This window comes from Globicatella sp. PHS-GS-PNBC-21-1553, assembly GCF_033564055.1.
Taxonomy (GTDB): domain Bacteria; phylum Bacillota; class Bacilli; order Lactobacillales; family Aerococcaceae; genus Globicatella; species Globicatella sulfidifaciens.
In genome coordinates this window covers 1,787,506-1,801,448 of sequence record NZ_CP085470.1, presented here as the reverse complement: position 1 = coordinate 1,801,448, position 13,943 = coordinate 1,787,506, and the positions used below count along the sequence as shown (strand labels likewise).

Genomic DNA, 13,943 nt, shown 5'->3' with positions numbered 1-13,943 from the left:
CATCATACGCGGATGATGGCCTGGACGAACTGTGGAGGTGGGTTTAGGAAATTGATTATCAGGATTGAATCAGCGAATAAGCTAATGAAACGTACATCGTGATTTTTTGGAATATCGAAGTCTAAATTTAATACTAAAGAACAATTAGATGTGTTATATTGTTTATACATGAAAGCCACACCCTTAATTGTATTTATAGTTATTTACATTACATAATGCGAACGCTTTCAAGTTTACTAAAACGACAAAATAAGGTCATTATCACGATTACGATAATGACCTTGTCTTTTTATGGACTGGACTTTTTGCCCAGCCTCTATCTATATTATAAAGTTCAGAAAAGCCTCTATCGTGCCACTTTCATACATGATGTATAGTCCAAGTGGAATGAATACTAAAGGCACAATGATTCGCTCGTATTTTTCAATTGTCTCGGATATTAACGGAATAGAGGATAGCACCCGACTAAGCTCGCAAAAGATAATTATGCCGATTGCAAACACAAGCAACGCCACGAGGGTCTGTGACCAATCTAACGAAGCAAAATAAGGTATATAGATACCTAAATTATCTCCGCCAGACGCAATTGTCAGCAATGTAACTGTCCAAAACAGTTGATTTGCCTTGCTTTGTTCTAATCTTTCAATAATTTCTTCCTCTTCTTCTTCCTCACCTTCTCCAACAATTGCAAAGCGAATCCCTAAATAGATAGGGATTAAACCAAGCAATCCAACCATCCATGCTTCAGGCACGAAATTGACGACATAAGCAGCAACTAAACTCGCCCCTACAAGTAAGCCAGTGCCCAGATATTGCCCCGCATAAATATGCCATTTCTGTTTATTCTGTGATAGCTGTGCAAATAAAATAATTAAAATAATTAAATAATCGATACTGGTGGAAATATAAACACCAATAGCAGATATGATTGTCTGTCCCATAAAAAAACCTCCTGTATTAGTCAGTAATAAATCAGCAGATTTTAGGAGAGCACAGACACATTAATTTAGCTATCGCTAATGGGTAATGTCGAACGTAGGAAAGCATTTTACTCCTCCTCAAAACGTAGTTACAAAGTAATTTCTAACTGGAATTCGGTGACTACTTCCTTGTAAAGTATAACCCACTATACTTTACTAAGCAATCAAAATGTACGGTGAAATGACTTTCGTGATTTCTGGAAACCTTCTTTCCAGTTCTCTACGGCTGAGCTGTGAGAAAACGATGTACTTTTCCTTGCCGGTCCATCCCGGATACTCGTCTTCGCATTTCTCAAAGCTGCATACAGTACGAAACTCTGCATAGCCAGGCAGATTTCTTATAAATTCTTTTTTCAAATTGTAGTCCTCCGTTTTTCTGAAATTTGGCTAAAATCCAAATTCCAGGGGAGGACCCCTGCAGCGTACTACACAGTCGCTGCAATAAGAAAAGAGCACCCGCATTTGCATGACGCAAAAACGGATGCTCGGTCAAGGTGTCTTCGGTTCAAAATGAAACCTCTGTGGGCTAAAGTCAAGGCAACTGGCTCTTGCCTTATTAAATTAGCCCACAGAGGTTATGCAGAAATTCTTGATTGTTATATGAACGCTATATAGCCCCCTGTTACGATATATCAGTATTATACAGGTGTTATACAAAAGGTATATGGCTTAAAATCGCGTTATTTCAAAGTTATACAGGCCATTAGATTGACCAAAACCTCTTGTCAAACGGTAGTTTCTTCTTTCCTTCAATCTTGACGTTTTATTGATTCGTATAAACTATAATTTTTTTCCTTTTATGTTCACTTGCCTTATGCATATGCTCAACGATTTCTTTTTTGTCTGCAGGAATATCTTCGCCGGAAAGATATGTGTCAAGCTCTGCATATGTTACGCCCATTTCCGTCTCATCTGTCTGTCCGTCAAAGAGTGCCGCAGATGGAGCTTTTTCTATAACGCACTTCGGAGCATCAAGATAACGCAAAAATTCATATATCTCTGTAACGGTGAGATCTGCAATAGGATTAAAATCGTGAGCACCGTCGCCCCACTTGGTAAAGTAACCTACATAAGCTTCGCTTTTATTGCCTGTGCCGGCAACCAGTCGGTTTTCAGCTGCAGCAACCGCATACAAGGTGAGCATACGAAGTCTCGGTGCTATATTGGAAAGTGCCGCCGCATTTATGGTAGCAACGCCGTCAAGGGCTTTTAGCTCGGCTTCTTTTACAGGTGTCAGATCGACGGTACGAGTTTCGATATTATATCTTGCAGCGACCTCTTTGGCGTCTGCTGTATCTTCATCGTAATTTCTCCTTGAGGTACACGGCAGAATAATCCCCACCGTGTTATCGCAAGCCGCTTTACAAAGAATACCGACTAAAGCGGAATCCTTGCCTCCACTGTTGCCGTAAACAATACCTTTTACTCCGCTCTCAGCAAGAACGGACTTTATAAAATTAACTCTCTTTTCAAATTCAACCTTATAGTCACGCATGGAATAAACCTCTTTTCAGTATAGCTTCGGGCGTCTGTCACGGAACACAGGTATGCTGCCGCGAATACCAGAAAGAATCTGCATATCACAGGCTGCGGATATGATTTCTTCATTTTCCCCGGCAAGTGCAAGCGTTTTTCCGAAAGGATCGATAACGGAGGAATTCCCTCCATATACGTTTTTACCGGCTGTACCGCAGGAATCACAGCATACTACAAACATCTGATTTTCAATCGCTCTGGCAGTAGTCAGAGTGCGCAGCTGGAAGATGCGTTCCTTTGGCCACTGAGACACTATAAAAAGCATATCAAGTCCCTGCAAAGCAAGGCTACGGGTCAGCTCGGGAAAACGCACATCGTAGCAGATGATAACACCGCACCTTACACCGTCGAGAGTAAAGCGACATAGGTGGTCGCCACAAGTATAGTAGTCATCTTCTCCCATAGGCGTAAACAGATGCGTCTTATCATATTCAGCAATACACTTGCCGTCTCGATCAAAGACCATAGCAGTATTGAACACTTTCCCATCCCGAACATTTGATACCGAGCCTGCTACGATATTGACACCGTACTGCTTTGCTAGAGCGCCGATATGAGATTTTACTTCATCCCCGTCCTTACAGGATAACTCGGCAAGGTTTTCTTTCGGAAAAAATCCGGTGTTCCACGTTTCGGGCAATACCAAAACGTCGGGGTTATCCTTCATCGCATTGCAAATTAACTGTTCTGCGTGTGCAAAATTCTCCTCCGGACAACCGAGTTTCATATTCATTTGCAAACACGAAACCTTCATACAAATCACTCCTTTGTAAGCAGCTTGCAGAGTCTGTTTGCCGCTTCCTTGGTTTCTTCGGGTTTTCCGAACGTGGAGAAACGGAAATAGCCTTTTCCGCACTCACCAAAGCCATCACCGGGAATACCTACGACTTGAATTTCTTTGAGCAGATAATCAAAGAACTCCCAACCACTCATACCGTCGGGGCATTTCATCCAGATATAAGGTGAGTTCTTGCCGCCCGTGTACCAAATGCCTGCAGCGTCCAGCGCCTCAATAAAGCAGGAGGCGTTTTCTTTATATACACGAAGATTATCGTGAATCTGCTGCTGTCCCTCCGGAGTAAATACCGCCAAGGCACCTTTTTGAAGGATATAGGAAACACCGTTTGTTCTGGTCTCACGGTTACGCGACCACATTTCATTCAGGTTCATACCGCCGCGCACAAGATTACGAGGAACAACGGTATAACCAAGACGCGTGCCGGTAAATCCCGCTGTTTTGGAAAGTGAGCAGATTTCGATAGCACACTTGTCGGCACCGTCCAGCTCATAGATGCTGTGCGGAATATTCTCTTCCTCAATAAAGATCTCATATGCCGCATCAAACAGGATAACGGCACCGATCTCATTGGCAAAATCCACCCAAGCCTGAAGCTGATTACGATTAAACACAGCACCGGTAGGATTATTCGGTGAGCAGATATAGAGGATATCCGCTTCTGCTTCTTCGTTCGGTTCGGGCAAAAAGCCGTTTTCTTCGCCGGACGCTAAGTGAATAATTTTTCTTCCTGCAAGGATATTGGTATCCACATATTCGGGATATGCCGGTTCAATTACCATAACGGTATTATCCTGATCGAACAGCTCCAGTATATCGCCTAAGTCGTCGCAGGCCCCGCTTGAAACGAAGATCTCGTTTTCGGTAATGGTCGTACCCATTTTCTTATAATAGCCCTCAATGGCACGGCGGAGAGAACCATCACCAATTTCGGGCATATAACCGTGAAATGTGGCGGCGTTTGCCTGATCATCAACAGCTTTGTGCAAAGCTTTGATAACTGCATCACACAGCGGCAGGGATACATCTCCAACACCCATTCTGAGCACGTTTTTGCCGGGGTTGGCCGCCAGATATTCGTTTGTCTTGCGGTAAATCGTGTTGAATAAATAGGTGTCTTTCAGTTCCTTATATCTCGTGTTTGGTTTTAACATATCTCTGTTTCTCCTTCATATATTGTCTCTGCCGGACCGGTCATTTGAACGGTGTTATCCGATGCAATTTGAATTTTCAGTATTCCTCCGTCAAGCACTACGGAAACAGTCTCATCATAGTGGCAATGCTTTGTAGCAATCGCCGCCATGACAGAGGCACAGGCACCAGTTCCACACGCCATTGTAACACCGCTGCCGCGTTCCCATACCCGCATGCGCAGTTTATCGGATCCCAGCACTTCCACGAACTCCACATTCACACCGTCAGGAAAATTGGGATGATGCTCGATCTTAGGACCAAGAGTTGTAAGGGGCGCTGTTTCAATTTCATCTACAAAAATGACCGCATGGGGATTGCCGACTGATACGGGAATAAGCGATACCGTTTCACCGTTGACAGTGAGATCCATAGGCTTTTCTGCTTTTGCTTGCCCCATATCCACAGTAACAGTTTTAACTTTTCCGCCTATGACCTGCAGTGTCAGATGTTTAACGCCCGATAATGTTTCAATGCTGAGAAACTTTTTATCGGTGTAGCCCTTGTCGTAAACGAATTTTCCGACACAGCGGATGCCGTTACCGCACATTTTGGCTTCACTTCCGTCTGCATTGAAGATTCGCATCTTAAAATCGGCAATGTTCGATTTTGAAATATAGATCATCCCATCCGAGCCTGCACCGAAATGCCTTTCGGATAGTTTTTGTGACAGCTCTGCTATATTACCGGGGACTTCGCCGTAAACATACAAATAGTCATTCCCGAGGCCGTGCATTTTTGTAAATTTCATTTGATTCACCTCATTTTGCATCATATGATACTCTTTATTAGTAAGCGTCTGTGAAGGACAAACTACGATGGCGTCGTGGGAACAAACACACCATCGTCATTGACGACAATACCGCAGCTTTCCTGACCTTTGTGTTGGAGCGCATACAATCCATAATAGGAAATGAACGCTGCATCACATGGTTCAGGTGCGATAACACCAAATACATCACATTCTTCGTGAAGACTCATGATTTACCTCCGGTTGTTCGTTCAAATGCTGCGCCGATAAAGCCCTTAAACAAGGGATGTGCTTTATTGGGTCTGCTCTTAAATTCAGGGTGATACTGAACACCTACATGAAATGGTCTCTCAGTAAGCTCTACTGTTTCAATCAGTCTTCCGTCAGGAGAAGTGCCACTGAGCGTAAGGCCTGCTTTCTCGAAGGCTTCACGATAATCGTTATTGAATTCATAGCGGTGTCTGTGTCGTTCGCTAATATTTACAGAGCCATAGCAGCGCTCCATTGTCGTACCTTCTCTGATATTGCAGGGATAAGCACCAAGTCGAAGCGTACCGCCTTTGTCAATATCATCGCTCTGACCAGGCATAAAGTCGATAACCTTGTGCTTACACAACTCGTCAAACTCACCGGAATTTGCGTCCTTGATGCCAAGAACATTTCTAGCGTATTCGATCACCGCAATTTGCATACCGAGGCAGATGCCAAAATACGGGATATTCTTTTCTCTTGCATATTTTGCCGCCAGAATCATACCTTCGATTCCACGACCGCCAAATCCTCCGGGGACGAGAATACCGTCAAGACCAGCCAGTATTTCATCGGTATTTTCAGCCGTGATTTCTTCAGAATCGATCCAATGAATACGTATATGGGTGTTATGATAATATCCGGCGTGACGAAGAGCCTCCGCTACCGAAAGATATGCATCATGCAGTCCTACGTACTTGCCCACAAGACCGATATCGACATAATGAAGTCTTGCTTTGATACGTTCTACCATTGCAGTCCATTCTTCAAGGTCGGGATCAGGAGCCTTTATCCCAAGTTCACGGCAAACAACCGAAGAAAAATTCGATTTTTCCAGCATAATCGGTGCTTCGTAAAGGTTCGGCAGGGTAATGTTCTCAATAACGCAGTCCGGCTTTACATTGCAGAACATCGAAATCTTCTTGAATATGGATTCTTCCAACGGTTCATCACAACGGAGAACGATGATATCCGGCTTCACGCCCATGCCTTGCAATTCTTTTACCGAGTGCTGAGTAGGCTTGGATTTATGCTCATCCGAGCCTTTAAGAAATGGAACCAATGTCACGTGGATAAAGAGACTATTTTCTCTGCCGACTTCAAGAGAGATCTGGCGTACCGCTTCAATGAACGGCTGTGATTCGATATCACCGATGGTGCCGCCGATTTCGGTGATAACCACATCGGCATTTGTTTTCTTGCCCACACTGTAAACAAATTCTTTGATTTCGTTTGTGATATGCGGAATGACCTGTACAGTGGAGCCGAGATATTCGCCACGTCGTTCCTTATTGAGCACATTCCAGTAGACCTTACCGGTGGTGAGGTTGGAATATTTGTTGAGGTCTTCATCAATAAAGCGTTCGTAATGTCCGAGGTCAAGGTCGGTTTCGGCACCGTCCTCGGTAACATACACTTCACCGTGCTGATAGGGGCTCATGGTACCGGGATCAACGTTGATATACGGATCCAGCTTCTGTGCTGCAACCTTGAGTCCGCGTGCTTTTAATAATCTACCTAAAGAGGCAGCGGTGATGCCCTTACCAAGACCGGATACAACGCCGCCCGTAACAAATATATACTTCGTCATTCTTTACTCCTTTCAACCGATCACTCAACCGTAACCGATTTTGCCAGATTCTTCGGTTTGTCGATATCACAGCCGTTTTCCTTGGCAACGTAATATGCAAGAAGCTGCAACAGGACAATTTCTACCACCGCCGTGAAAAGCGTTTCTATCTTCCACTCTGCCTTGCAATCGCAGACCGCAAAGATAAAGTTATGAAGCATTTGCTTGCCGTAAACGGTATGCGTAACCTCGGGATGAAACTGCACACCGTATAGCTTACGGCGCTCGTCGCACATGGCAGCACAAGGGCATTCCGCGGTATGGGCAATGGTAGTAAAGCCCTTCGGCGGTGTTTTCACATAATCGGTATGGCTCATCCAGCAAATGCTTTCGCTTGGAAGTCCTTCAAACATAACATTATCTGCAGTGAACACAGTGGTCTTTCCGTATTCGCTGCTGTTTTCTGCAGAGGTAATCTCACCGCCCGCCATATACGCCATTAACTGAAAAACATAGCATATACCGAGAATCGGGATGCCTAAATCCAAGATAGCGGAATCGTAATGAGGCGAAGCCACATCATATACGCTGTTCGGTCCACCGGTAAAGATGATGCCGGTTTCTTGGATTTCCTCGGGCATAATTTTGTTGTAGGGCTTGATTTCAGCATACACCTGCTGTTCCCGGACACGCCGTGTGATAAGCTGGTTATACTGACCGCCAAAATCCAAAACAAGAATCTTATCCACTGTGTTCACCTCCTTTTCTTATAAGTAAATCTCTGCTGATTTTCCGTCAGCGTTTGCCAGAAGCGGCTCGACCTTCTCTACAAATGCCGTCACCTGCTCGGGGCATCTGCCGATATACAAAGCGGGGTTAAGCAACTCCGTCATTTCCGCTTCAGTAAGACCGAACTCCTTCTCTGCTACAAGTCGTGCAAGCAAGTCGCATTCTTCACCGTTTTTCATCTTTGCAGTCGCTTCCATAGAGCATCTGCGAATGATTTCGTGAATTTCCTGACGGTCGCCGCCGCGCTTGACTGCTTCCATCATTAGATTTTCGGTTGCGATAAAGGGCAGATATTCCTTTACGGTCTTTTCGATGATCTTCTCATTTACATGAAGTCCATCGGTAACATTCTGCGCCAGTCTCAGAATCGCATCGGCACAGAGGAAACCTTCGGGCAGAGAAATACGGCGGTTCGCCGAGTCATCCAAGGTTCTTTCAAGCCACTGTGTGGACGCAGTCATCGGTGCATTCATCGCATCCGCCATAAGGTATCTCGCCAGGGAACAGATACGCTCACTGCGCATCGGGTTACGCTTATATGCCATTGCTGAGGAGCCAATCTGATTCTTTTCAAAGGGTTCTTCTACTTGACGGTCATGTTGCAAAAGGCGGATGTCGTTTGCCATACGGTAACAGCTCTGTGCCACAGAGGAAAGTGCGTTCAAGATACGGCTGTCCACCTTGCGGGGATAGGTTTGACCTGCCACATCGAAGCATTCGTCAAAACCGAAGTCTGCGGCGATCATATGGTTCATTTCATCTATTTTTTCCGTATTGCCCTCAAACAGATCCACAAAGCTGGCTTCGGTTCCGGTGGTGCCACGGCAACCGAGGAATTTGATGTTTTCGATGGCAAAATCAATTTCTTTCAGGTCGGAAAGAAAGTCCTGCATCCAAAGTGACGCACGTTTACCGACCGTAACAAGCTGTGCCGGTTGATAATGAGTATAGCCGAGAGTAGGCATATCCTTGTATTTTTCGGCGAATTCCGAAAGGTTCGCTAAAACGCCCAAAAGCTCTGAGCGTAAATACGTCAGAGCATCTCGAAAAATTACAAGATCAGCATTGTCAGTAACATAGCAGCTGGTAGCACCCAAGTGGATGATTCCTGCGGCGGTAGGGGCAACTTTTCCGTAGGCATAAACATGTGCCATAACATCGTGGCGTACTTCTTTTTCACGCTGCCTTACACACTCGTAGTCTATATCTGTGATATGTGCTGACAGTTCATCTACCTGTGCCTGTGTAATAGGAAGTCCGAGAGACATTTCTGCCTTTGCAAGAGCTACCCAAAGCTTGCGCCAGGTCTGATATCGAGTATCGGAGGAAAAGAGTCCAAGCATATATTCTGACGCATATCTTGAAGATAATGGGGATTCATATCTGTTAGTCATAAGCTATCTCCTTATTTTTATCTGATAACGATGCTGTCTCTTTCGGGTCCAACCGAAACATACTTGATGGGACAGCCGATTTGTTTTTCTATAAAGGTCACATATTTCTGTGCCGCTTTGGGAAGGTCATCCCAATTACGTGCACCGGAGATGTCACATTTCCAGCCGTCAAAATATTCGATAACCGGTTTTGCATTTTTTAGCGCGGAAGGGAACGGGAAACGATCAGTTTGCTCACCGTTCAGCAGATAATGGGTGCAAACGGGAATCTTATCCATATAGCTGAGCACATCCAGCTTTGTAAGAGCAATCGCCGTTGCCGCCTGAACCTCAACACCGTACCGTGTCGCCACGATATCAATGGGACCGACTCTGCGGGGTCTGCCGGTTTTTGCTCCATACTCAAATCCGTTTTTGCGGAGCTCCTCGGCTTCATCACCGAACATTTCGCACACAAACGGTCCTTCGCCGACACAGGTGGAATAGGCTTTTACCACACCAATCACATCGTCTATCTTTGCACTCGGCAGTCCAGAACCGATGGGAGCGTAGGCTGCCGTTGTGTTAGAGGAGGTAGTGTAAGGATAAATGCCGTAATCCAGATCCCTGAGAGAGCCGAGCTGAGCTTCAAAAAGAATATTCTTGCCGCTTGCATGCGCTTCCTTCAAAAATGCACCGATATCGCAGATATAGGGCTTGATCTTCTCGCAGTAGGTTTCAAGCCATTCTTCCAGCATTGCCATAGTATAGGGCTTTGCACCGTAAACCTTCGTCAAAGTAAGGTTTTTCCATTCCATCAGGTCTGCAAGATGGGATTTCAGTTCCTCGGGATAAAAGAGTTCGCCCGCAAGAATGGTTTTCTTCTGATATTTGTCCGAATAAAATGGTGCGATGCCTTGTTTGGTGGAACCGTATTTTTTATCCGCAAGGCGCATTTCCTCAAGCTCATCCATATCCCTGTGCCAAGGAAGCAAAAGAGAGGCACGATCGCTGATTTTGAGGTTGTCTGGAGTAATTTCAATCCCTTTTGCCATTACATCTTGCATTTCCGTCCAGAGATTTTTGGGATCGAGAGCAACACCGTTGCCAAGGATGTTGACGACACCGTCTCTGAAAATGCCCGAGGGCAGTAGATGAAGTGCAAACTTTCCTTTTTCATTGATTACGGTATGTCCCGCGTTGCCGCCGCCCTGAAAACGAACGACCACATCATAATCTTCGGTGAGCAGATCGACCATACGGCCTTTTCCTTCGTCACCCCAGTTGATTCCTACGATTGCACAGTTTGCCATTTTACGTTCCTCCGTTACATATGCTCTGTCAGACGCTTCATTACTTCGGCATAAGCATCTTCAACTCCGCCAAGATTCCGACGAAAACGGTCTTTGTCAAGTTTCTCCCGGTTTTGCTATCCCACAGTCTGCAGGTGTCGGGGCTGATCTCATCAGCAAGCACAATAGTGCCATCCGAAAGCCTACCAAACTCTAATTTGAAATCCACCAGGGTTACACCGCATTCAGCCCAGAACGCTTTTAACTGCTCGTTCACACCAAAAGCATATTTCTTGATGGTCTCAATTTCTTCTTTGGTTGCCAGCTTCATCGCAATGGCGTGGTATTCATCCATCAGAGAATCGCCGAGTTCATCGTTTTTATAGGAAAACTCGATGGTAGGAGCTTCAAACACAAAGCCTTCCTCCACACCATAGCGCTTTGAAAAGGAGCCGGCAGCGATGTTACGGACAATGACTTCCAGAGTTACAATGGATACTTTCTCAAAGACGCCTTTGCTTTTTTACCTAAGTATTATACTTTTTTTCAGCGCGATTTGTCAATCATGAAGAAAAAGCTTTTGAAGATAGTTCTGGATTCGTGCTTACTTACCGCTGTCTCCGTAGTTTGAAAGCACACGGGCTGAAGGATCGTTTACATCGCAGCCCTCCCAGGACTTGTTCGGCATCCAGAAGTCAACGATCATTTCTGCCTGACCGGGATAATACTTTTCAAAGATTCCGCGATAAAGCAGAGATTCCTTTGTACACGGTGTGGCATAGGTGTATTTCTTGCGGGCTGCTTCAAATTTCTCATCCGAATACTGCTGTTCAGCGTATTCTTTAAGATAATCCACCATAGAATGTCCTACCGCGTCGGAGAAAACTGCTTTTTCACGCCACAAAATCTCATTGGGGAGATATCCACCGCCTTCAGAGGCGTGGCGCAGCAGATACTTTCCCTTGCCGTATTTGTTCAGCTTCATTTCCGAATCGAGAGCGCCGACTTCCATACCGGACAATTCGATGTTTGATGGGAGCAGGTCCACACCTTCCGGATGACGAATAACACCGTCCTGCGGTGCAATGGTTTGATCGTCGATTACCTTTTGCATGATCGTAGCCAAAGATACAGGAAGCTCGTCCGGGTTCTTGATACCCAAACTGATTGTTAAACTGCCCTGTGGGTCAGCATCTACCAAAAGAACTTTGTTTCCTGCTTGCGCAAGTCCGACACCTAGATTCACCGTTGTTGTAGTTTTTCCAACGCCGCATTCCTGGTTCGTGATAGCGATCACTTTGCATTTGTCCATTGCGATTTCCTCCTTTCCGAAAAATTGACCGCATTTTACGGCCACATATAATAGAAATGAATCTTTATATGTAGAAGCACATTATTTGTCCTCGACACCCCATGTGCACGGGAAATCAATAGGCGCTCGGCTGCTACCGAACTCATAGGAATTGCACCTCTGCCAGGTATTCCGCCAACTCCGTGGAGAAGTATCATTGTCCCGCACATAAGACTTCGCCTTGCCAGAAACAACCCGACAGTTGCAGTGAGGCTTCTCGCTGTCTGCTTGTGCAGAGTTGTGGCGTACCCGCTACGCGGCTCGTTATGTGGTAACCTACCTGCTGATCTGTTTATTCAATTTTCAAGGTGCCAGGTAAAGTTCTTTTCGCTTTTGAATTGAGCCTTACACCAGTATCGAGTGGGAGAGGCCATTTATTAACCCTCCCACAAAAAATTTTTTGAAAACTTTACGCAGAAACAAAAAAATGAGCCAGCCACACCTTGTAGGCATGACTGGCTCTCAAAATTAAAACATTAGCAACCTGATAACCGTTTTCCACTATTCAAATTGGTAAAAAAGAGCGTATTTATGACGACGCGTTGCAAAAGTGTTGCAGAGAGGGGTTGCGCAAAATAGAAAAGCCCGAAATTCCTTATAAAACAAGGGTTTTCTGGACTTGTTAGCCAGGGTAAATCACTCCCACTCAGCAGTCCGTACTTAGCAAAAAACCTTTCCGCCAACGGAAGGGTTTTTGAGTACTATTGCAGAGGGGCTACCGCTGTTCTGACTTCGTCTTCGACTCGTCAATCTCAGGGTAGAAATAATTTAACTTCCGCCTCCGCACTTTAATTTACTTAATACTGACCTTAAGGATTCTGGCAGTCGTTATCAGCCACTTATTTCGTCACATCAGTTCCTCATTCGTGGGATAACCTTGCCGGGGTAGTCCCAACAGCTCTTTCTTCGGCTTCGTCTTGAAAATCGCTGGGGCCTACTCCCTACTCCCACTCTTCTTTTGCAAAAGTACGAATGGTATGAAACCATTCAAAATACAGACTTTTAATTTTTTGTATCTCATTAAATTCGTTTAATTATAGGACATTTTTAAACTTTTTGTCCCGTTCCAGTCCCAGTACCGGAATTAAAATTTATTTTTTACACAGTAATTTCTAACTTCATTAACCCAATTTTCATACCAATACCATTGTCCTGAAACCCAGACACCAAAATTATATTTAGGATTTCTTCCATCACGTGATTTCCATAATTGTGTATGATAATGCATAGAGAATTTTGAAAAACCTTCATCTTTCATTTTATTTACTATTTCGCTAGGACGATATTTCTTTTTTTCTACACTTTTTAATAATACTCGTTCAACGTCTTTTGCATCAACACTACTTGCTGGTACAAACTCAATAGCTCTATCTGCCTGATTAGCTCTATTTACAGAAACAGGTACGTATACTATTTTATAGGAATATGATAAAGATTTTAATTCCTCATCGTCTAAATCAGATTCGAACTCTGTAATAAAATTTCTAACATTAATAGGAATATTAATATTAGCTTCATCTCTTAATAATTCTTCTTGTTCTGGTGAAAGAGGTGAAAATTGTATTGCTAGGCTTAAGTTATCTCTTATACTATGCTTTTTGCCAAACATTTTAGTTAATTCTTTATTATAATTTAAAGCACAAGCTTGTAATTTAGCTCCAATGTATTCATCAATATTGTCTGTCTTCTGATGTTCAATCTCATGTCTTATTCCTATTAAAAACTTTAGATTATTTGCAGTTCCTTTATCAAGTGGAGACTTTTTGTCATCAATACACCTTTCAAGTTCCCAATGTTTGTAAGCTCCATTTTTTGTTCTATCATATCTTTTTTGCTTACCATTCATCTTATAGTATCTGTAATCTATCCCACGCTTTCTATAATAAGCATGCATAAGATAAGTCCATGAAATAATAGCAGTTATGATAAACATTTCTGACTTAAACTTAATTGAAGGATTATTATAAATTTGTACAGCTGAAACCATCGCTTCTTTTGACTTGTCTAATAATTCATTTGAAATTGACCTACCCATATAACCTCCTTCTATCTGATTATATTATCG

12 protein-coding genes and 1 pseudogene are annotated in these 13,943 nt (G+C 44.0%); all 13 read right to left on the bottom strand.

What is annotated here, in order from left to right; translation table 11 throughout:
• Positions 1–320: 320 nt before the first annotated feature.
• The 13 genes and pseudogenes from LB888_RS08700 to LB888_RS08640 all read right to left on the bottom strand — a co-directional run bounded on the left by LB888_RS08700 (position 321) and on the right by LB888_RS08640 (position 13,913).
• Complete coding sequence (locus LB888_RS08700) at positions 321–941, bottom strand: CadD family cadmium resistance transporter (RefSeq protein WP_318752629.1); 621 nt, start codon at positions 939–941, stop codon at positions 321–323.
• 195 nt (positions 942–1,136) lie between these two features.
• Complete coding sequence (locus tag LB888_RS08695; RefSeq protein ID WP_318752628.1) at positions 1,137–1,337, bottom strand: hypothetical protein; 201 nt, start codon at positions 1,335–1,337, stop codon at positions 1,137–1,139.
• Positions 1,338–1,743: 406 nt separating this feature from the next.
• Entirely contained in the window at positions 1,744–2,475 is a 732-nt protein-coding gene (nadE, locus tag LB888_RS08690) for an NAD(+) synthase (RefSeq protein ID WP_318752627.1), read from the bottom strand.
• Positions 2,476–2,490: 15 nt separating this feature from the next.
• Positions 2,491–3,270, bottom strand: a complete 780-nt coding sequence (locus LB888_RS08685; RefSeq protein WP_318752626.1) for a carbon-nitrogen family hydrolase — start codon at positions 3,268–3,270, stop codon at positions 2,491–2,493.
• A 5-nt stretch (positions 3,271–3,275) separates the two neighbouring features.
• Positions 3,276–4,466, bottom strand: coding sequence for an LL-diaminopimelate aminotransferase (locus LB888_RS08680; protein ID WP_318752625.1), 1,191 nt, complete (start codon positions 4,464–4,466; stop codon positions 3,276–3,278).
• The gene (gene dapF, locus LB888_RS08675; protein ID WP_318752624.1) at positions 4,460–5,254 is read right to left on the bottom strand and encodes a diaminopimelate epimerase; all 795 of its coding nucleotides are present in this window, start codon (positions 5,252–5,254) and stop codon (positions 4,460–4,462) included. The genes LB888_RS08680 and dapF overlap by 7 nt, the downstream gene beginning before the upstream one ends.
• A gap of 226 nt (positions 5,255–5,480) precedes the next feature.
• On the bottom strand, positions 5,481–7,094 hold the full coding sequence (locus LB888_RS08670; RefSeq protein ID WP_318752623.1) for a CTP synthase: 1,614 nt from the start codon (positions 7,092–7,094) through the stop codon (positions 5,481–5,483).
• Between the two features lie 20 nt (positions 7,095–7,114).
• A complete protein-coding gene (gene guaA, locus LB888_RS08665) occupies positions 7,115–7,822 on the bottom strand; it encodes a glutamine-hydrolyzing GMP synthase (RefSeq protein ID WP_318752622.1) in 708 nt (235 codons plus the stop codon).
• Between the two features lie 18 nt (positions 7,823–7,840).
• Positions 7,841–9,256, bottom strand: a complete 1,416-nt coding sequence (gene purB / locus LB888_RS08660) for an adenylosuccinate lyase (protein ID WP_318752621.1) — start codon at positions 9,254–9,256, stop codon at positions 7,841–7,843.
• A 17-nt stretch (positions 9,257–9,273) separates the two neighbouring features.
• A complete protein-coding gene (locus tag LB888_RS08655) occupies positions 9,274–10,548 on the bottom strand; it encodes an adenylosuccinate synthase (protein WP_318752620.1) in 1,275 nt (424 codons plus the stop codon).
• Between the two features lie 14 nt (positions 10,549–10,562).
• Positions 10,563–10,990: pseudogene (locus LB888_RS08650) on the bottom strand (phosphoribosylaminoimidazolesuccinocarboxamide synthase).
• Between the two features lie 141 nt (positions 10,991–11,131).
• On the bottom strand, positions 11,132–11,839 hold the full coding sequence (locus LB888_RS08645; RefSeq protein WP_412927914.1) for an AAA family ATPase: 708 nt from the start codon (positions 11,837–11,839) through the stop codon (positions 11,132–11,134).
• 1,123 nt (positions 11,840–12,962) lie between these two features.
• Positions 12,963–13,913 carry a DUF3644 domain-containing protein gene (locus tag LB888_RS08640; RefSeq protein ID WP_293557477.1) on the bottom strand — a complete coding sequence of 317 codons (951 nt, stop codon included), beginning with the start codon at positions 13,911–13,913 and terminating at the stop codon, positions 12,963–12,965.
• Positions 13,914–13,943: the final 30 nt, after the last annotated feature.

Bases quoted from the DNA above. Each gene is read 5' to 3' on its own strand.
- LB888_RS08645 (WP_412927914.1), bottom strand. From the start codon at position 11,839: ATGGACAAATGCAAAGTGATCGCTATCACGAACCAGGAATGCGGCGTT.
- purB (WP_318752621.1), bottom strand. From the start codon at position 9,256: ATGACTAACAGATATGAATCCCCATTATCTTCAAGATATGCGTCAGAA.
- LB888_RS08680 (WP_318752625.1), bottom strand. From the start codon at position 4,466: ATGTTAAAACCAAACACGAGATATAAGGAACTGAAAGACACCTATTTA.
- LB888_RS08655 (WP_318752620.1), bottom strand. From the start codon at position 10,548: ATGGCAAACTGTGCAATCGTAGGAATCAACTGGGGTGACGAAGGAAAA.
- dapF (WP_318752624.1), bottom strand. From the start codon at position 5,254: ATGAAATTTACAAAAATGCACGGCCTCGGGAATGACTATTTGTATGTT.
- nadE (WP_318752627.1), bottom strand. From the start codon at position 2,475: ATGCGTGACTATAAGGTTGAATTTGAAAAGAGAGTTAATTTTATAAAG.
- LB888_RS08640 (WP_293557477.1), bottom strand. From the start codon at position 13,913: ATGGGTAGGTCAATTTCAAATGAATTATTAGACAAGTCAAAAGAAGCG.
- LB888_RS08670 (WP_318752623.1), bottom strand. From the start codon at position 7,094: ATGACGAAGTATATATTTGTTACGGGCGGCGTTGTATCCGGTCTTGGT.
- LB888_RS08685 (WP_318752626.1), bottom strand. From the start codon at position 3,270: ATGAAGGTTTCGTGTTTGCAAATGAATATGAAACTCGGTTGTCCGGAG.
- LB888_RS08700 (WP_318752629.1), bottom strand. From the start codon at position 941: ATGGGACAGACAATCATATCTGCTATTGGTGTTTATATTTCCACCAGT.